This is a genomic window from Nocardia amikacinitolerans NBRC 108937 (assembly GCF_001612615.1).
Classification (GTDB): domain Bacteria; phylum Actinomycetota; class Actinomycetes; order Mycobacteriales; family Mycobacteriaceae; genus Nocardia; species Nocardia amikacinitolerans.
In genome coordinates this window covers 257095-275368 of the sequence record NZ_BDAU01000019.1, presented here as the reverse complement: position 1 = coordinate 275368, position 18274 = coordinate 257095, and the positions used below count along the sequence as shown (strand labels likewise).

Sequence of the window (18274 nt, the reverse complement as noted above, 5' to 3'; positions counted from 1 at the left end):
GAGCCCACTCGGCTACGCCCGCACGGACTCGGCCTCCGGTTCGGCGACCGGCGTCTTCCGCGCCCGCAGTAGGAGCAGGCCGAGCACGGCCGCGGCGATGCTGAAGCCCGCGCTGATCCACGCACCACTCGACATCGCTTCGGTGAACGCGGTCTTGGCCGGTTCCTCGAAGCCGAGTTGGAATGCGGCGCCGATGGATTCGCGCGCGGCCTCGGGCGCGTCGGCGGGCATGTTCGACGTGAACACCCCAGCGAGCACACTGCCGAGCACCGCGATGCTGATCGCCATGCCGACCTGTTGGAGCGTGTCGTTCATGGCCGAGCCGACGCCCGCGTGCTCCAGCGGAATGGCGCTCATGATGGCGGCGTAGGCGGCCGGTCCCGCCAAGCCGCCGCCGACACCCATCACCAGCATGCTGACCAGGACCCAGGTGTAGCCGCTTCCGACGGCGAGGATCGCGAAGGCCAGGCCCATGACCAGCAGACCGGACACGATCAGCGTCTTGTTGCTCAGCGTCTTGCCGAGCGTCGCGCCGAGTCCGTTGCACACGGCCGCCGCCACCGCGTACGGCAGCAGTGCCAGACCCGCCTTCATCGGGCCGTACCCGAGTACGAACTGCAGGTACTGGGTGAGCATCAGCATGATCGCGCCCATGCCGAAGACCATGAGCAGCAACGTGAAACAGGTGCCGGTGAAGTCCCGATTGCGGAACACCCCCAGCGGCAGCATCGGATGCTCCGATCGGCTCTCCCACGCGACGAATCCGAGCGCCGCCACCGCCGCGAGCACGATCACCGGGATGTTCCATTCGCGCTCGATGATGACGTAGACGATCGAGACGAGCGCGACGACCGACAGCAGCACACCGACCAGGTCGACGGGCCGCTGCTCGCCGGTGGTCTCCGGCATCAGCACGAGCGCGGCGACGATGGCGAGCACCGCGACCGGAATGTTCAACAGGAACACCGACCCCCACCAGTAGTGCTCCAGCAGGAACCCGCCCAGCGTGGGCCCCGCGACGATGCCGACCATCGAGACGGTGCTCCACGCGGCCATCGCGGTGCGCCGTTCGTCCTCGGCGAAGGTGGTCATCAGGATGGACAGCGTCGACGGCATGAGCAGCGAGCCGCCGACGCCCATCGCGGCTCTGGCGGCGATCACCTGCCACGGTTCGGTGGCGAGGACGGCGGCCAGCGACGCCGCGCCGAAGACGGCGAGGCCCGTGACGAGCATCCGCCGCCTCCCGAACCGGTCGGAGAGGCTGCCCGCCGTGAGCAGTAGTCCGGCGAAGACCAGCACGTAGGCGTCCAGGATCCACTGCACGTCGGAGGGTGTGGCGCCGAGTTCTCGGATCAGTGACGGGATGGCGAGATTGAGGACGGTGCCGTCGATCATCAGCACCAGCAAGGACAGGCAGAGGACCCCCAGCACCCACCAGCGGCGGGGATCTCGTACAGTGTTCGATTCCACTCGCACACCGTACTAGTTTCTCGAACAGTGTGCGAGTGAATATAGGATCATGGTCGTGGCCAAGCAGTTCACTTCGGTATGGACCCGCGAACTCCGGCAGCCGAGGGCGTGGGGGTTGGATCGCGCGCAGATCGTCGCGGCGGCACGCGAGATCCTCGATTCCGAGGGGCTCGACGCGTTGAGCATGCGCAAGATCGGCGCGAAGCTGAACGCGGGCGCGACCAGCCTGTACTGGTACGTCGCCAACAAGGACGAACTGCTCGAGCTCGTCCTCGACGAGTTCTGGGGGATGCTGCGAGCCCCGGAATCCGAACAGGCGTCCTGGCGCGAGGTGCTCACCGCCTTCGCCTACAGCCTGCGCGGCACCATGCGCGCGCACCCGTGGGTCGCCGGGCTCATCGGCCACATCCCGAGCATCGGGCCGAACGCGATGCGCATGACCGATCGGCTGCGGCGGGCGTTCACGGAGGCGGGTTTTCACGGTGTGGACATCTACCTCGCCAGCGGCACGGTGATGTCCTTCGTACTCGGCCAGGTTCTTCCGGAAATCGCGTACGCCAAGGCCGTCGGCGAGGACTACGACACCGAGGGCATCTTGCAGGTGATGAGCAAAGTCACCGCGGACTATCCCGAGATGTTCGCCGACTACCGCGAAGTCACACCGACCGACCCGGAAGTCGCTCGCGCGCTTGCGTTCGATTTCGGGCTGGTGTGCGTGCTCGACGGGCTGGAGTTGCGTCTGCGCGATGGTGACCGGTCGCGGCCGCGGAGTGAGGCGGCGGCGCGAGACGGTTCGTAGTTCGCGGATGCCGACGTGGGTGTGCACGGCCGAAGCGACTCGCATGCCCGGAAGGCGTTGCGGCCGACGCGATCCGCCGGTTGTGGAACCTCAGCCGGTCGGCTGCGGCCTGCCGTACGCTGAGCCGGTCGCGGCGACAGGAGTTTTCGGTGGGCACATTCTTGGTCAAGGGGCAGAACGGGCCGGTGGAGGCGAGGCTGGTCGTGGTGTCCGTGCGCACCGAGGCGGTGGTCGACGTCTCGGCACTGCTGGTCACCGAAGCAGGCACGGTGCGTTCCGACGCGGACTTCGTGTTCTTCAACCAGCCCGTCGCGCCCGGTGTCGAGCTGACGCCGGCTCCGCCCGCCGCACTGGCGATCTCGCCCGCCGACCTGCCCGACGAGATCGCGCAGGTGCGCGCGGTGCTCACCCTGGACGACCCCGCCGCCACCTTCGGACGATTCGCTCCGCCGGTCGCGACCGTCGCGGACGAGTTCGGAAATGTCCTGTACGAGTACGCGATCGAGGGGCTGGGCAGCGAATCGGTGGTGATCGCGCTCGAGCTCTACCGGCGCGGGCCGCAGTGGAAGGTGCGCGCGGTCGGGCAGGGGTACGCGGGCGGGTTCGCCGCGCTGGTCACCGATCACGGAGTGGTCGTCGACGAGCCGTCGCCGAGCGCCGATAGTGAACCGATGCCCCACGCGCACGTGGCCGGGGCCGTATCGCCGCCCTCCGCTCCGTCGACCGTCTCGGCCTCGGTATCGACGCAACCGGCCGTGGTGCGCCCCGGATCCGCCCTGGGCGAGGTGAAGCCGTCGGCCACACCCGAGGTCCGCACCGTCCCAGGGGAGGCCAAGCTCTCCTTCGAGAAGCGCACCGTGCTCGATATGCGCAAGCGCGAGGTCGCCAAGGTCCTCATCGACCAGCGGGCCGTCGGCGTCCGCGCGCGAGTGGTGCTCGTCATCGACAAGACCGGCAGCATGCAGAAGCAGTACCGGAAGAAGGTCGTGCACCGGGTGGTGGAGCGGATGATCCCGATCGCCACCCAACTCGACGACGACGGGACGCTCGAGGCCTACCTGTACGCGCTGTCGTACGCCAAGCTGCCGGATATCGAAGTGGCCGAGGGCGATCAGTGGTCGGAGACGCACCTGCATCTCAGCGGCACGCACGCGGGCATCGACTACGGCGCACTCGGCGGGCGCAACGACGAGTTGCCGATCATGCGCGCCGTCATCGATACGCTGCGCCCCGGCGATCGACCGACGCTGGTGCTGTTCTTCACCGACGGCGGCTTCGCCAAGAAGCCGGAGATCACCGCGCTGATGCGGGAAGCCGCACGGCTGCCCGCGTTCTGGCAGTTCGTCGGGCTCGGTCAGGCCAACTACGGTCTGCTGCGCAGCATCGACGAGATGGACGGCAGGCTCGTCGACAACGCCGGCTTCTTCGCGCTCGACGACATCGACAGCGTCGACGACGCGCAGCTGTACGCCAGGTTGCTCGGCGAATTCCCGCAGTGGTTGCGCGCCGCGCGTGCCGCGGGCGTGACGAGCTGAGCCGCGGCGTTCAGTGGTCGAGGGCGATCAGCCGATCACCGCGTTCATGATGGTGCCCGCGCTGGTGGCGACCACGCCGCCGATCATCGCGCCCGCCACCATCTTCGGCGACTCGAGTCCGCCGCCGGTCCACTTCTCCCAGGCGAACCGGCCGCCCGCGTAGATGATGCCGCAGACACCCGACAGCAGAACGAACCAGGTCAGGTAGCGGACGAGCTGCAAGATCTTATCGGACACCGGCGGCGCCTCGGGCGTCGGATTGCCGATCTGCGCCAGGGTGTCGTATGCGACGGCCAGGATCATCGTTGTGCTGCTCATTCCGGGTTCGGGACAAGGAGAATCACTGAAAAGATGGTATCCGGTTCTTCGGCCCGACGCAGACACCTCGCGCCCGTGGCGCGGTCGTCTCCGCCACCGTGACCGGCTCGGCGTAGCCAGGCTGTCGCTGTGGCGCAGACGTCGTTGTGGCACAGCGCCTTGCGAGCGGCCGGGTCCGTCCGGATCATGGGTGGGACGTGGTGGTCGACGCCCGGCCGCCGTGAAACCGGTGAATCCCGAGGTAACCAACAGTGAGCATGATCTTGATGTCGGTCGGGGACACGTATTCCACCCTGGCGCAGATCGGTAACCCGACTCCCGAGGCGCCGCCGTTGTCGGACAAACTCATGCAGTTCGTTCGGTACGCGACCTGGTTCGCGCTGCTGTCCGGCATCATGAGCATCATCTACGCGGGCGGCCGCTTCGCCTGGGAGAAATGGTCCGGCGGGGCGCTGCAGTCGCCGAAGATGGTGGCGGGCGCGATGATCGGCGGTGTGGTCGCGACCAGCGCGGGCACCATCATGAACGCCGTCGTCGGAGGCTGACCCGAGACCGACCGGTCCGAACTTTTCGGGCCGCGGTTTGTTGGGCGCTCAGCCCTCCCAAGTCCAGCGCGGCACCGCGCGGATCGGATGCAGTTCCTCGTCGGTGCTCGCGTGCGAGTTCTGCTGCGCCACCTCCGCGCCGAACTCCACATGCGAGCGCACCGCGTCGCGGAACGCCGCCGACTCCAGCAGGCCCGCTTCCTCGAACGCCGCCATGTACAGCTCGGCGAAGCGCTCGCGCTGCTCGTCGGTGATCTTCAGGTGCCGATGCACCGTGATGAGATAGTCGAACCCGAGTTCGCGGCTGAAACGATCCGGGCCGCCGAACGACTCCGCGGTGAACCAGGTGAGGTGATCGACGTGGTGCGGGCGGCGCTCGGGGAACAGCGACTTCAGCACCGGGTCGGCGAGCACCTTGTCGTAGAAGGCGGTCTCCACCCGGCGCAGCGCCTCCTCGCCTCCTACGTGTTCGTACATGCTCGTCATGGGTGACCTCCCGACTGGGTGCGATTGCTACCCATTAGAGGCCCGCGCGCCGCGGAAGGTGCCCGGTTTCGCCGAGAGCGGACCCGAAATCCGTGTTTTCTCAGGGTGTTTCCCGATTCTCCCGCGCGCGGTTCTTGCCGCACGATCGATGCGACCGAATCGAGACGAGGAGCCGAGATGACAGATCGGGCGAAGGACGAGGCACTGATCCGCGAGGTCGTGGCGCGCGCAACGCGGGCGTGGGACGCCAACGACGCGACGGCCTACGCGGCCGAATTCACCGAGGACAGCGACTACGTCGCGTTCGACGGGACGCTGCTGCGCGGACGGGAGGCCAACCGCGCCCTGCACGCCGGGCTGTTCGACAGCGTGCTGTACGGGACGCGGATGGAGGGCTCGATCGAGTCCATCCGCTTCCTCACCGACGACGTCGCCGTCGTCCACCTGACCGGCTCGGTGGCGTTCGCTTGGCAGCGCGAGGTGCCCAAGGGCCGCCGCTCCCGCAACACCTGGGTGCTCGTGCGCACCGCGGACGGCTGGCGCGTCGCCGCGTTCCACAACACCCGGGTGCGACCGATGCCAGCGGAAGGACCGCTGGTGCGGTTGTTCGGCGAGTACGTGCGCTGGCGGACCGCGCGGGCACGAGCGAACGGGTAGCGGAAGCGTCTGCGAGCCTCAGATCCGCGCCCCCTTCGCACGATTGCAAGCGCGGCAGAGGATCTGCAGGTTGCTCGCGCTGGTGGCGCCGCCGCGGCTGAGCGGGATGATGTGGTCGAACTCGAGGTAGTGGGCGCTGCCGCACTCGACACATTTGCCGCCGTCGCGTTGCCACACTTCGGCTTTCACTTCCTGGGAGATGCTGCGTGTGTCGCGCTGGCCAGGAGTGAGCACCAGGCGTTTCGCGACCCGTAGTGCGCCCTCCAATACGGCGGCGACGTAGTCGGCGTCGACGACTTCGAAGGTCGCGCCGCCGCGCGCCGAGGTCGCCGCGATCACCACGACCCCCGCCTCGACGTGCACCGAGACGACCCGCGACCACGGCATCTCGACTCCCGCGCCGGTGCCGACGAAACGCAGCTTCTTGTTGCTGGCGATCAGCCTGCCCTCGGTGAGCTTCGGCCCGCGGGCCAGCTGCCGCACATGCGTGGCGACCAGGTCGAGGTGCACCTTCTCTTCCGAATCCAGGTGCAAACCGGGTGTCCGGACCACCGGCAGATCGCCCTCGCGCAACCGGCACAGCGTGCGACCGCGGTGCATCCGCCTGCGCAGGTCCTCGATGAGCGGTCCGGTCAGCGCCAGCTCGGCGATGGCGCGTTCGAAGACGTCGTACTCCGACTGCTGGATCGCGCCGTCCGCGAACGCGAAGGTGACCAGCCGCTCGACGTAACTGAGCCCGACCTCGCGCAGTGCCGTTCGGCCGATGTTCTCGTCGATGCGCTGGTAGCGCAGCGACGCCCACAGCGCCTCCCACGGCTCGTCCTGCGGCCCCGAGCCGATCAGCACCCGCCAGGCTCTGGTGTGCCAGTGGGTGAGGAATTCCTCGATCTCGGCCTCGCAGTACTGGCACGGCGCGGTTCCACCGAACAGCTTGCGCCGCAGGGCGTTTCCGCAGCGCGGGCAGGCGCGTGGACCCGGCGGCGTGACGCGGAAGGTCGCCGATGTCCACTCCGAGCCGTCCCACCAGCGCATGCGGGACGGGTCCTCGGGGTCCGAATGCCAGTCGGCGCGTTCGGGATTCGGTGGCGGTGGTGGCGGGGCCGGTTGCCGCGATCGCCGGGTCAGGTCGACGTGCGGCGGGGTGCGCGTCGGTCCGCCCGCGGTGGAAGGGGTCGTCGGGTCCGCCGGTACAGCGGCTCCGACCGATTCGCGACCGGCGGTCCCTTGCCGCGCGGAAGTCCCTCCGCCACCGGCATCCTCGGCGCTGTGCGGAGCCTGCCGCGCTGGGTAGGGGGCGCCCGCGGGGAGGTGCCGGTCCGGTGCGGTCTGCGCGGTCCGCGTGCCGTGCGACGCGACAGCACCTTGCGCGCCGGACGGCGCCGCTTCCGCCGCGCGCTCTGCGGGCCGGGTTACGCCTGCCTCGGGCGCACCGGATCGCGCTGCTTCCACCTCACGCACTCGGGACCGCCCCGCTCCCACCTCGCGCACGCCACCACCGTGCGGTCGGGCGAACGGATCTGAAGGCCGCGCCGGACGCCCAGGCGACTCGTCGACCGCGACGCCGAACTCGGTGACCAGCCCCGCCAGCCCGCTGTCCCACCCCTGACCGATGGCGCGGAACCGCCAGCGACCGTCGCGGCGGTAGAACTCGCCGAACATCATGGCGGTCACCGCGTCGGCGTCCTCGATGTCGAAGCGGGCGATCGGGCCGTCGGCGGCGAAGACGGTCACCGTCAAACCCGCTATGTCGCCGAAGGTTCCGTGCTCGAGCGAGCCGCTGACCACGATCCGGTCCACGTCGCTCTCGGTGCGCGGCAGCGAGACGGACAGCCGCGCGGTCCCCGGCGCTGGCTCCTGATCCAGGGTCACCGCCTGCGACACGTGCCGAGGCGCGTTGTAGAACACCAGATCCCGGTCCGTGCGCACCGCGCCCGACCCGTCCAGCAACAGCGCGTGCGCGTCGACGACATGCTCCGACCGCCATGAAACGACCACGGCTAGAAGGGATGTCGGTACCGGCGCGTGCGCGCCCTTGCTCAGTTTCATCGTGCTCGAATATTGCCACGACCCTCCGACACGCCGAATTCGCGAGGTCCGCGCGCGGGCGCGCCGAGGCGACACAGACCGGGCGGTCCGGCATTTACCGGAGTTCCGGGGGTCGGTCGGGCACAGTAGTCCTATGAGTACCCCGAAGGGGTCGGGCCGCAAGAAGCAGACCCCGAAGACAACGGGACCGCGCGTCCCCGGCGCCGCGGAGATCCTTGCCGCCGCGCAGACGGCGGTCGAGGCGGCCCAATCGGCCGCGGGTCAGGCGCTGGAGTCGGCGCAGTTGACCGCGGGACACGCTTTCGACGCCGCCGTCCGGCTGCCACCGGCCTCGGCCCAGCTGGCCGCGCAGCTGCCCGATCTGCTCGAGAACCTGACGATGGCCATCGATCGGCTCAACGCGACCATCGACCGGTTGGACCGGACGCTCGCGCTGGCCGACCCGGCGTTCGCCGCATACGACCGGCTGCTGCCGCGCCTGGAGGCGATGATCGCCCTCGGCGAGGACGTGCTCGGCAGGCTGGCCAGGTTGCCGGGCATCGCGATGCTCGGCAAGGTGACCGGATTCGGCGGCAGACGGCCCGGTGAGGAGGAACCGCCGCCCCCGCCGCCGAAGCGGCGTCGCTGACCGGCCTCAGCGGGCGGCGGCGCGATAGGTGGCCGCCGCCTTCAGCAATACCTCCCGGTACTCCTCCTCCGGGTCGGAGTCCAGCACGATCGCCCCGCCCGCGCCGATGCGCCACTCGCCGCCGTGCCGGACGGCGGTGCGGATGACGATGTTCAAATCCGCCGTGCCGCCGAGTCCGAGGAAGCCGATGGTGCCGGAGTAGACGCCGCGCGCCTCGGTCTCCAGTTCGTCGATGATCTCCATGGTGCGCAGCTTCGGCGCGCCGGTCATGGAGCCGCCGGGGAAGCAGGCGCGCAGGCAGTCGATCACGTCGACATCCGGACGCAACGTGCCGCGCACCGTCGAAACCAGTTGGTGCAGCGTCGTATACGTCTCGGTGGCCATCAGCTTGGGCACGTGTACGCTGCCGATCTGGCAGACGCGGCCGAGATCGTTGCGCAACAGGTCGACGATCATCAGGTTCTCGGCCCTGGTCTTGGGGCTGTCGGCGAGTTCGCGGCGCAGGCGCTCGTCCTCGGCGGGGTTCGCGCCGCGCGGCGCGGTGCCCTTGATCGGCTTGCTCTCCACGGTGCGCGCGCGGTCGATCTTGAGGAAGCGTTCCGGTGAGGAACAGGCGATCTCGAGGTCGTCGAAGCGCAGGAACGCCGCGTACGGTGCGGGATTGCAGCGGCGCAGCGTGCGGTAGAAGTCGAGGCCTTCGGTGTCGGCGGCGACGGTGAGGCTGTCGGTCAGGCAGATCTCGTAGGACTCGCCCGCGTGCAGCCGGTCCAGGCAGACGTCGATGTCGGCGAGATAGCGGTCGCGGCCTCGGGTGAGCAGTCCCTCGACCGCCGCGATATCCGAATCCACTTCCAGCGTGGGCGGATTCGACCAGGTGGGCAGGGTGGCCAGCGCCTCCGCGGTGTCGCGCAGCCAGTCCGTGGCCGCGCGCGCGGTGTCGGAGCCGGGATCGGTGAGTGCGAGCAGATGGGTGCGTCCGGCGACGTGGTCGACTACAACGAGCCGATCGGCGAAGATCCACTGCGCGTCGGGTGTCGGCGCGCGGTGCGCCGCGTTCGCGCCGCAGTCGGCCTTCACCTCGTAACCGAGATAGCCGACGTACCCGCACGCGAAGTCGAATGGCAGCTCGGGGATTTCGGCGGTGCGCCAGCGCAATTCTGCGGCCAGATAGTCGAGCACGTCGCCGGCTACGGTGCGTCGGCCGCCGTCGGCGGTCTCCACGACCACCGCGCCGTCTCCGACCCGGTACCGGACCACCTCGGCCAGCGGACCGCTCGCGTCGCCGAGGAAGGAGAACCGGTCGAGCCCGGGTTCGACGTGCTCGCTGTCCAGCCAGAACGCGGTCGGGGAAGCCCGGTAGAGGCGAAGGAACGCGGCCTCGGTGTCGATGGCCCGGTCGAGGATCTCGTGGCGCAGCTGCCAGGGTCGCTCGGGTTGTCCTGGGCGATAAGGGCTTTCGGTGGACGGGCGGGGCTCCGGCGGCATCCGTCCGGTCTTGATCGCGCCGGGGCCGAGGTCGATCGCCGTTCTCTCGGTGCTGAAGCCGGACGTGCGGGTCGAGTCCCGCGACGGATCGAAATCCGCGGCCGGTCTGGTTCTCGCGGCGGCGTCGAGCACGGCGCTGCCGCGGGGCGGTCTGGAGCGCGCGAGAGGCAGCGCGTTGCGCACGGTCGGCGGCGCTTCGGCGGTCGGGCGATGGCGAGCCGCACGGGTTTCGGCACGTTCGACGGTCGCCGTTCCGCCGCGGGTGGCCTGCATGCCTCCGGGTCGTCGTCCGCCGGCGTGTTCGGCCCGGTCGTGGTGGGCCGCGGTGAGTTCGGCGAAATTGCGCAGCAGCGCCGCGCCGTACTCGCTCGCAATGGACTCGGGATGGAACTGCACACCCCACTGCGGTCTGCCGCGGTGCCGCACGCCCATGATCACGCCGTCGGGTGTGCTCGCGGTGATCTCCAGCTCGGCGGGCAGCGGCCGGATGGCGCACAGGGAGTGGTAGCGGACGGCGGTGAAGCCCTGCGGAAGACCGGCGAACAGGTCGCGGTTGTCGTGGCCGACCTCGTCCAGATAGCCGTGCCGCGCGATGGGCGCGGGCGCGACGAGGCCGCCCGCCGCCACGACGATGCCCTGGTGACCGAGGCACACACCGAGCAACGGTAGTTCGACGGTGGCGATGACGGCCGCGGAAATGCCCACGTCACGGGCCACATCCGGGCGGCCGGGGCCGGGGGAGACGACGACGTTGTCGAAACGGTGCAGGCCGAGCCGGTCCGGGTCGTCCACCTCGTCGTTGCGCACGACCGTCGGCTCGACGCCGTTCACCTCGCTGATCAGCTGATACAGGTTGTAGGTGAACGAGTCGTAGTTGTCGATCAACAGCGTGTGCATGGTGTGCAAAACCCTACGCCTGGCGGCGCGGCACGAACTGTGGTCATGTGCCTTCAGTTGGTGTGGACGGGTGGTGCAGAATGTGGGGCATGTCTGTTGCGCAACCGGTCGAAGTGGATCGCGACGTCGTCGATTTCGCGATCGTCGGGAAATGGATGGAAGAACAGGGCCTGCCCGGCGGCGCGTTCGAGGAGGTGACTTCGCTCGGCGGCGGCACACAGAACATCATGTTGCGGTTCCGTCGCGGCGGCCGGGACTACGTGCTGCGGCGCGGACCGAAGCATCTGCGCGCCAAGAGCAACGACGTCATTCGTCGGGAGGCGCGGCTGCTCGGCGCGCTCAGCGGTGCGGGCGTGCGCGCGCCCGAGGTCATCGCCGCCTGCGCCGACGAGTCGGTCATCGGCGCGGTCTTCTATCTGATGGAGCCGATCGTCGGCTTCAACCCGCAGAACGAACTGCCCGAGTTGCACGCGAAGGACCCCGAGATTCGGCGGCAGATGGGCTTGTCCGCGGTGGAGGCCATCGCCCGGCTCGGCGCGCTCGACTACAAAGCGCTCGGCCTGACCGACTACGGCAAGCCCGAGGGATTCCTGGAGCGCCAGGTGCCGCGCTGGCTCGGCGAGCTCGAATCCTATTCGGCCAACGAGGGTTACCCCGGACCGGAGATTCCCGGCGTGCGGCAGGTCGGGGAGTGGCTGGATCGCAACCGGCCCGCCGAGTGGACGCCGGGCATCCTGCACGGCGACTGTCACCTGGCCAACATGATGTTCTCCTACGAGGGCCCCGAAGTGGCCGCGATGGTGGACTGGGAGATGTCGACCATCGGCGATCCGCTGCTCGACCTGGGCTGGCAGATCGCGACCCGGCCGGAGCCCGGCACCACCGGAGCGGCGCTGGTCGGCAAACTGGGCGCCGTCGGCGGGCTGCCGACGCCGGAGGAGATGGTCGAGCACTACGGCCGGTTCTCCGATCGCGACCTGAGCCACGTCACCTGGTACACCGTGCTCGCCTGCTTCAAGCTGGGCATCGTGCTGGAGGGCACGCACGCGCGCGCCTTCGCGGGCAAGGCGCCCAAGCAGGTCGGCGACTTCCTGCACGCCATCACCCTGGAGCTGTTCGAGCGGGCGCAGCGCCTGATGGAGTGACGGACCGGATCTCGACGAAACCTGGCCGTATATGGGTGGAAATCCATATACGGCCAGCTCTAGTTTCGACGCATGCCGATCGTTCCCGACGTGAAGAACTGGACCTGGGTGCTGGAGCGCGCCTGCCCCGAATGCGGTTTCGACGCCGCCGCCACCGGCTACGAGCAGGTGCCGACGTTGGCGCGCGAGAGCGCCGACCGGTTGCGCGCGGCGCTCGGACGTCCCGATGCTCGGCGGCGCCCGGACGAGTCGACCTGGTCGCCGCTGGAGTACGCGGCCCACGTGCGCGACGTGTGCCGGATCTTCGCCTATCGCGCCGCCGTCACCGCCCGCACCGCCGCCGTCGATCCGCGGGTGCCCGCCTTCGACGCGCGTGGGCTCACCCCGGAGGAGACGCCGGACGGCTTGCCGGTCTTCTCGAATTGGGATCAGGACGCGACCGCGATCGCCGACCGCTACGACGCGCAGGAGTCCGTCGCGGTCTCGGGTGAACTGGCGCTGGCGGCCGAGGCGGCGGCGCGGGCGTTCGAAGTGGTGCCCGCGGCGGATCGCGGTTTGCGGGTGCGGCGTAGCGACGGGTCGATCTTCACCGTCGACTCGTTGGCGAAGTACTTCGTGCACGACCTCGTCCATCACGTGCACGACGTGCGCGGCTGAAAACGAGTTCCAATTCTAGAACGTGTTCGGGCATCGCGCCGAGCCGCACCGATGAATTTCCCGATCAGTACTAGAACGCGTTCCACTTTTCTCGTACTGTGGGTGCAGTCACATTGAAGCACTGTGCACGCGAGAGGTCGACAGGAATGAAGACGAAGGGCGCGATCCTGTGGGGGATCGACGAGCCGTGGTCGGTGGAAGAGATCGAGATCGGTGACCCGGTCGCCGGCGAGGTGCAGATCCGGATGGAAACCGCCGGTATGTGCCACTCGGATCACCACATCGTCACCGGTGCGACACCGATGCCCGCCTTCCCCGTGATGGGCGGCCACGAAGGCGCGGGCGTGATCACCAAGCTCGGCCCGAACGTGCCGAGCGACCTTCAGGTCGGCGACCACGTCATCCTGTCCTTCATCCCGGCCTGCGGTCGCTGTCCGGCCTGCGTCTCGGGCAACATGGCCCTCTGCGACCTCGGCGCGGGTCTGCTGCTCGGCCAGGCGATCAGCGACGGCACCTATCGCATCCAGGCGCGCGGCCAGAACGTCATCCCGATGTGCCTGCTCGGCACCTTCGCGCCGTACATGACCGTGCACCACACCTCGGTGGTGAAGATCGACCCGACCATCCCGTTCGAGGTGGCCTGCCTGGTCGGCTGCGGCGTGCCGACAGGTTTCGGCTCCTCGACCCACGTGGCCAACGTGATGCCCGGTGAGACCGTGGTGATCGCGGGCATCGGCGGCGTCGGCATGAGCGCGCTGCAGGGCGCGGTGCTCTCCGGCGCGTCCAAGGTCGTCGCCATCGACCCGAACCCGTGGAAGCGGGAGCAGGCGCAGAAGTTCGGCGCCACCCACACCTACGCGAGCATGGCCGAGGCGATCATGCCGCTGATGGACGCCACCGAGGGACGGATGGCCGAGAAGGTCATTCTCACCATGGGCGAAATGCACGGCGACTACATCGAAGAGGGCCTGATCCTCACCGCGAAGGCGGGCACCCTGGTGGTCACCTCCATGGGCCGCATGGACGCGGGCGAGGTGAAGATGAACAGCTTCCTGCTGTCCATGCTGCAGAAGACGGTGAAGGGCTGCATCTTCGGCGGCGGCAACGCCCGCCAGGACGCGCCGCGCCTGCTCGCGCTGTACAAGTCCGGCCAGCTCAACCTGGACGACATGGTGACCCGCAGCTACAAGCTGGAGGAGATCAACCAGGGCTACCAGGACATGTTGGACGGCAAGAACATTCGCGGCATCATCCGCTACACCGAGAACGACTGGTAGATCGTCGGCCGACCCGCTCGGCGAGCCGGACCGTGTGCTGGGGGGACCAGGTCCGGGATCGGTTCGCCGAGCGGGGACTTCACCGTCCTTCTCTATGGGATCCGCGGAAAGCCGTGTCGCCCCGCGAGATCGGACAGGCCGACGTTCCGCTGTCGCCGGTGGATGACCTCGCGGATTCTCGCGGTGCCGCATACCGAGTCGACGTTGGTGTCGTCGGTGCTCGGTCCCGCGTGCCGAGTGCGGACGATCAGATCTTGCAGCGCAACAAAGCCTCGCGGAGATTGCGGCTGCGCACGTCGTCGAGGACGGCCATGCCGAGGCGATTCATGGTGTAGCCGAAACCGAGACCCGTGCTCGGATCGGCGAATCCGAAGGAGCCGCCGAGACCCGTGGTGCCGTAGGCGCGTTTGTCGGAGCCGAATCGGAACGAACCGCGGGACTTGCGGAAGCCGAGGTGGTAGCGGCTCTTGGTGTGCAGCACCAGATCCTCGGCGGGCACGTCGTCGGCGGTGTCGGCGGCGGCGAGCAGCTCGAGCAGGTCGTCTGCGATGGGCAGCGCGCCGGTGCACGCCGCGGCCGCGCCGTAGACCTTGGCCAGCGAGCGGGCGTTGCCCACGCCGTTGGACGCGGGCAGCTCGACCTCGAGGAATTCGCGGCGGGCCGCTCTGGCGGGTGCGCCGCACCGCGGATTGGTCAGCGCCGCATGGGCATGCCCGCGCTCCAAGAAGATCTCGGCGCCGATGCGCAGCGGCAGGTCGCGCTCGTAGCGCAGGATGTCCAGGCCCTTGGTGGCCGAGAGCACGGCGACGCGCTCGATCGGCTCGTCGGCGGGCAGGCCGATGAAGAAGTCCAGGCCGAGCGGCCCGGCGATGTCCTCGGCGAAGACGCGGCCGAGGGTGCGGCCATGCGGATCGACGCGGCGCACCAGTTCACCCTGGTAGAGACCGAGCGTGATCGCGTGATAGCCGTGCCGGGTGCCGGGCTCCCACGCGGGCTTCTGCGCCGCGAGGATTTTCGCGAGCCCGTCCAGATCGGCGATCTGGGCGAGTTTCACCACGGTGTCGAGTCCATGCAGGCCCGCCTGATGATCGATGAGCTGGCGTACCGTGATCGCGCCCTTGCCGTTCGCGGCGAACTCCGGCCAGTAGTCGGCGACCGGCTTCTCGTAGTCGAGGAGACCCTTCGACACGGCGGCCGCGACCACGAACGCCGCCATGCCCTTGGTCGAGGAGAAGACCGGCGCGATGGTGTCCTGCTCCCACGGCTGGGTGCGGCGCTGGTCCCGGTATCCGGCCCACAGATCGACGACGGGGCGATTGCCCGCGAAAACCGCTACGGCCGCGCCGATTTCGCCGTGCCGGGAGAAATTGCGGCGGAACGCGTCGGCGACCGGACCGAAGCCGGGTGCCACCTCGCCGTGGATCGTGGGTTCGTTCATAGTGGCTCGATGGTACCGGCGGTACCGATATCTCCCCTAGGGCTCCCATTCATCGGATCGATTTCCGGTGGCGGTACTACCGCGCCGCCGCGGTCTCGTAGGCTCGTTTTCGTGCGCGCACTCGAGCAGATTCAGGACTGGCCGGTTCGACACGCGGCGGCCGGTGTGGTCACCGGCGCGGGCGCGGTATCGCAGGGCGACGCCGAGCGCGTCTTCCCGCTCGCCTCGGTGACCAAGCCGCTGGTCGCCTACGCGGTGCTCGTCGCGGTGGAGGAGGGCGCGATCGAGCTCGACCAACCCGCGGGCCCGCCCGGAGCAACCGTCCGGCATCTGCTCGCGCACACCTCCGGACTCGCCTTCGACACCACCGACGTGCTCGCCGAGCCGGGAGCGCGCCGCATCTATTCGAGTTCCGGCTTCGAGGTGCTCGCCGAATTCGTCGCGGACCAGACCGGAATCGCGTTCGACGAATACCTGCGGGACGCGGTGTTCGAACCGCTCGGCATGAAATCCTCGGTGCTCACCGGACCCGCCGGACACGCGTGCAAGTCCTCGGTGGCGGACCTGCTGCTGTTCGCCGCCGAACTGCTGAACCCGCGGTTGATCTCGGCCGAGACCCACGCCGACGCCACCACCGTGCAATACCCCGGCGTGAACGGCATCCTGCCCGGATACGGCTCGAAGCGCCCCAACGACTGGGGACTCGGATTCGAAATCCGCGACGCGAAATCCCCGCACTGGACCGGCGGAGCGAACTCCCCGCGTACCTATGGGCATTTCGGCCAGTCCGGCACCTTCCTGTGGGTCGATCCGGAAATTGGAGTGGCGTGTGTCGCGTTGGCGGACGAGAATTTCGGCGACTGGGCACGGGAGGTGTGGCCGGTACTGAGTGACGCGGTGATCGCCGAAGCGAGACTCGCAAGCAACACGGTCGCGAAGTAACATACGTAACTTCGGGCACTCCAGTACACTCAGGCAACGCCAGCTGGACGAGTCGTTGGGGAAGACGTCCCTCGTCGAAAGCTGGAGGTATCGGTGGTGCGCGCATCGAGTCAGTTCGCGGACGCGACGGCGGGTGTGGTGTGGATCCACTCGTCGCCCGCCGCGCTGTGCCCACACGTCGAGTGGGCGCTCACCTCGGCCCTCGGTTCCCCGGCCAAACTGCGCTGGACCACCCAACCGGCCGACGGACAACTGCGCGCGACCAGCGACTGGATCGGCCCCGTAGGCACCGCCGCCCGAATCGCCCAATCGTTGCGGTCTTGGCCGGTGCTCCGATTCGAGGTCACCGAGGACCCGAGCGATGGGGTCGACGGCGAGCGGTACAGCTTCGTGCCCGGCCTTGGACTCTGGCACGGGTCGACCAGTGCCAATGGTGATGTGACACTTGGCGAAATGCGTCTGCGATCGATGCTCCAAGCGGCGCGAGAACTAAGCAAGTACTCCGCCTACGACCTGGCCTCCGAAATCGATCGCGCACTGGGGACGGCCTGGGACGAGGATCTGGAAGTCTTCCGCTCCGGCGACGGCGGGGTTGGTGCCGAGGTCACCTGGTTGCGCCGCGACGTGGGGTGAGCCGCGGGCGGACTCCTCGGCGACATGGTCATGTCGATCGACGTACGCATGCAGGCCACATCGAATGGCGGTCGATCTTCAGCGGTACGCGAATCGACCCAGTATGCGCATTCGCCACATGGGCAGTTCGCCCGATGCGACGTCACGCGGCGGCCGCCTAGCGTCGGAATCCTGGTAACCATCGGGTCAGGAGGACGACATGACCATCCAGCACATCGAGACGCTCATCATCGGGGCCGGGCAGGCGGGGTTGTCGACGGGTAGCGCGTTGCGGCGGGCGGGACGGCCGTTCCTCATCGTCGACCGCAACGAGCGCATCGGGGACAACTGGCGGCGACACTACGACTCCCTGCGGCTCTACACCCCGGCGAAATACAACGGTCTACCCGGGCTCCCGTTTCCCGCGGCCGACGGCTGGGGTTATCCGGGCAAGGACGATGTGGCCGCCTATCTCGAGCAGTACGCCCTGCACTGGGATCTGCCGGTGCGGATGAACACAGGCGTCGACCGGTTGTCCGCCCGCGAGGGCGGCGGCTACCTCGCGCACCTCGGTGCCGACGTCATCGGCTGCGACAACGTCGTCGTCGCGACGGGAACCTTCGGGCGCACGCCCAATGTGCCGGAGTTCGCCGCCGCGATGGATCCTTCGATCACTCAACTGCATTCGAGCGAATACCGTCGCCCGAGCCAGCTGAGCAGCGGACCGGTGCTGGTGGTCGGCGCATCGCATTCGGGCACCGACATCGCCTATGAACTCGCCGCCACCCACCCGACGATCCTGTGCGGCCGGGACTGCGGTCAGATTCCGCTGCGCTGGAACTCCCGCGCGATCAGGTTCGGGCTGCCGATCTTGGTGTTCCTGTGGCGGCATGTGGTCACCAGGCGGACGCCGATCGGCCGGAAGCAGATGCCGGAGGTGCGCCATCACGGCGGACCGATGCTACGGGTCAAGCGCTCCGATCTCGCCGAGCGCGGTGTCCAGCGGACCACCCAGCGCGTGCAAGGGGTGCGCGGCGGCCGTCCGGAACTCGCCGACGGCACCGTGCTCGATGTGCGGAACATCGTGTGGGCCACGGGATTCCGTCAGGCTTTCGATTGGATGGAGGTGCCGGGCATCGGCGCGGACGGCTGGCCGAAGGAGTATCGGGGCGTGGTCGACGATGCGCCCGGACTGTTCTTTTGCGGGCTGAGCTTCCAGTACGCCTTCACCTCGATGCTCCTTCCCGGCGTCGGCCGCGACGCCGAGTACATCGCGCGCCAGATCGTGGCGCGGGCGAAAGATGCGCCGTTGGTCGGCGCGGCCGCTTGACTGTTGT

At 68.7% G+C, this 18274-nt stretch carries 17 protein-coding genes; 11 read left to right on the top strand and 6 right to left on the bottom strand.

The window, feature by feature from the left end; translation table 11 throughout:
* Positions 1-12 precede the first annotated feature (12 nt).
* Positions 13-1470 (bottom strand): MFS transporter, encoded by a 1458-nt coding sequence (locus tag NAM01S_RS16535; protein WP_067786079.1) that lies wholly within the window; start codon positions 1468-1470, stop codon positions 13-15.
* 55 nt (positions 1471-1525) lie between these two features.
* Between NAM01S_RS16535 and NAM01S_RS16530 the strand changes: the two genes are divergently transcribed.
* Entirely contained in the window at positions 1526-2269 is a 744-nt protein-coding gene (locus NAM01S_RS16530; RefSeq protein ID WP_084483007.1) for a TetR/AcrR family transcriptional regulator, read from the top strand.
* A 149-nt stretch (positions 2270-2418) separates the two neighbouring features.
* Positions 2419-3804 (top strand): vWA domain-containing protein, encoded by a 1386-nt coding sequence (locus NAM01S_RS16525; RefSeq protein ID WP_067786075.1) that lies wholly within the window; start codon positions 2419-2421, stop codon positions 3802-3804.
* A 27-nt stretch (positions 3805-3831) separates the two neighbouring features.
* Here the strand turns inward: NAM01S_RS16525 and NAM01S_RS16520 are convergent, their stop codons facing one another.
* On the bottom strand, positions 3832-4107 hold the full coding sequence (locus tag NAM01S_RS16520) for a hypothetical protein (protein WP_067786073.1): 276 nt from the start codon (positions 4105-4107) through the stop codon (positions 3832-3834).
* Positions 4108-4373: 266 nt separating this feature from the next.
* Here NAM01S_RS16520 and NAM01S_RS16515 point away from each other — a divergent pair, with 266 nt between their 5' ends.
* Positions 4374-4667 (top strand): hypothetical protein, encoded by a 294-nt coding sequence (locus tag NAM01S_RS16515; protein WP_067786071.1) that lies wholly within the window; start codon positions 4374-4376, stop codon positions 4665-4667.
* Between the two features lie 48 nt (positions 4668-4715).
* On the opposite strand, the gene NAM01S_RS16510 is transcribed toward NAM01S_RS16515, so the two are convergent.
* Positions 4716-5153: a globin domain-containing protein gene (locus NAM01S_RS16510; protein ID WP_067786069.1), complete on the bottom strand. Its 438-nt coding sequence runs from the start codon at positions 5151-5153 to the stop codon at positions 4716-4718.
* Between the two features lie 177 nt (positions 5154-5330).
* Here NAM01S_RS16510 and NAM01S_RS16505 point away from each other — a divergent pair, with 177 nt between their 5' ends.
* A complete protein-coding gene (locus NAM01S_RS16505; RefSeq protein ID WP_067786068.1) occupies positions 5331-5810 on the top strand; it encodes an SgcJ/EcaC family oxidoreductase in 480 nt (159 codons plus the stop codon).
* An 18-nt stretch (positions 5811-5828) separates the two neighbouring features.
* Here NAM01S_RS16505 and NAM01S_RS36145 read toward each other — a convergent pair whose 3' ends face one another.
* Positions 5829-7856 (bottom strand): TerD family protein, encoded by a 2028-nt coding sequence (locus NAM01S_RS36145; protein ID WP_067786067.1) that lies wholly within the window; start codon positions 7854-7856, stop codon positions 5829-5831.
* A gap of 133 nt (positions 7857-7989) precedes the next feature.
* On the opposite strand from NAM01S_RS36145, the gene NAM01S_RS16495 reads away from it, so the two are divergent.
* Complete coding sequence (locus NAM01S_RS16495; protein ID WP_067786066.1) at positions 7990-8484, top strand: hypothetical protein; 495 nt, start codon at positions 7990-7992, stop codon at positions 8482-8484.
* 6 nt (positions 8485-8490) lie between these two features.
* On the opposite strand, the gene pabB is transcribed toward NAM01S_RS16495, so the two are convergent.
* On the bottom strand, positions 8491-10866 hold the full coding sequence (gene pabB, locus NAM01S_RS16490; protein ID WP_067786228.1) for an aminodeoxychorismate synthase component I: 2376 nt from the start codon (positions 10864-10866) through the stop codon (positions 8491-8493).
* 80 nt (positions 10867-10946) lie between these two features.
* Between pabB and NAM01S_RS16485 the strand changes: the two genes are divergently transcribed.
* The 3 genes from NAM01S_RS16485 (at position 10947) to NAM01S_RS16475 (ending at position 13945) form a co-directional block, all read left to right on the top strand.
* Complete coding sequence (locus NAM01S_RS16485) at positions 10947-12011, top strand: phosphotransferase family protein (protein WP_084482992.1); 1065 nt, start codon at positions 10947-10949, stop codon at positions 12009-12011.
* A gap of 72 nt (positions 12012-12083) precedes the next feature.
* The gene (locus NAM01S_RS16480) at positions 12084-12668 is read left to right on the top strand and encodes a DinB family protein (RefSeq protein ID WP_067786065.1); all 585 of its coding nucleotides are present in this window, start codon (positions 12084-12086) and stop codon (positions 12666-12668) included.
* Between the two features lie 146 nt (positions 12669-12814).
* Positions 12815-13945, top strand: coding sequence for an NDMA-dependent alcohol dehydrogenase (locus NAM01S_RS16475; RefSeq protein WP_067786063.1), 1131 nt, complete (start codon positions 12815-12817; stop codon positions 13943-13945).
* Between the two features lie 247 nt (positions 13946-14192).
* On the opposite strand, the gene NAM01S_RS16470 is transcribed toward NAM01S_RS16475, so the two are convergent.
* Entirely contained in the window at positions 14193-15383 is a 1191-nt protein-coding gene (locus NAM01S_RS16470) for a serine hydrolase domain-containing protein (protein WP_067786061.1), read from the bottom strand.
* Positions 15384-15494: 111 nt separating this feature from the next.
* Between NAM01S_RS16470 and NAM01S_RS16465 the strand changes: the two genes are divergently transcribed.
* The 3 genes from NAM01S_RS16465 (at position 15495) to NAM01S_RS16455 (ending at position 18267) form a co-directional block, all read left to right on the top strand.
* Complete coding sequence (locus NAM01S_RS16465) at positions 15495-16325, top strand: serine hydrolase domain-containing protein (protein WP_067786059.1); 831 nt, start codon at positions 15495-15497, stop codon at positions 16323-16325.
* A gap of 96 nt (positions 16326-16421) precedes the next feature.
* Positions 16422-16958 (top strand): DUF3145 domain-containing protein, encoded by a 537-nt coding sequence (locus NAM01S_RS16460; protein WP_067786224.1) that lies wholly within the window; start codon positions 16422-16424, stop codon positions 16956-16958.
* 199 nt (positions 16959-17157) lie between these two features.
* Positions 17158-18267, top strand: coding sequence for a flavin-containing monooxygenase (locus NAM01S_RS16455; RefSeq protein WP_067786057.1), 1110 nt, complete (start codon positions 17158-17160; stop codon positions 18265-18267).
* Positions 18268-18274: the final 7 nt, after the last annotated feature.